Raw genomic sequence first — 418 nt, forward strand, 5'->3', positions numbered from 1 at the left:
ACAGGCCCGGTAGATGCCGTGGGTGGTGCGGGAGCCGGGCCCGACGAGGTAGCCGCCGGCGCCGCGGACGTCGATGCCGGGGGCTAGCCGGCTCGCGGAGTTCGGGACCACGGTGTCGGCGGGCCCGCTCAGCCACAGGTGGCGGCCGCCGCTCGGGGTGAGGACGACGACGGTGTCCGGGATGGTGAACAGGTGCTGGAGCGCGAGCTGGCGCAGGGCGGCCGTGGAATCCGTGCCGGACTTCACGTCGAGGTCGATGCCGATGAGGTGGTACGGGGGCAGCCCGCAGGCGATGCCGTAGCCGGTGGCCCATGGGGCGGCGGCGAAGAGTTCCCCGATGACGGCCGGGTCGGTGGTGGCGTCGTGCACGCCGTGACCCGGCCGTCCGCACTCGCCGCGGCAGAGGACCGGCTGGGGC

Annotated in this window: 1 protein-coding gene; it reads right to left on the reverse strand. The window is 74.9% G+C overall.

The annotated features are described in order from the left end of the window. Window positions 1-418: bifunctional DNA primase/polymerase (locus GUY61_RS38900; RefSeq protein WP_166634972.1), on the reverse strand; the 418-nt coding region annotated here is incomplete at both ends.

This window comes from Streptomyces sp. GC420 (genome assembly GCF_009916105.1).
Taxonomy (GTDB): Bacteria; Actinomycetota; Actinomycetes; order Streptomycetales; family Streptomycetaceae; genus Streptomyces.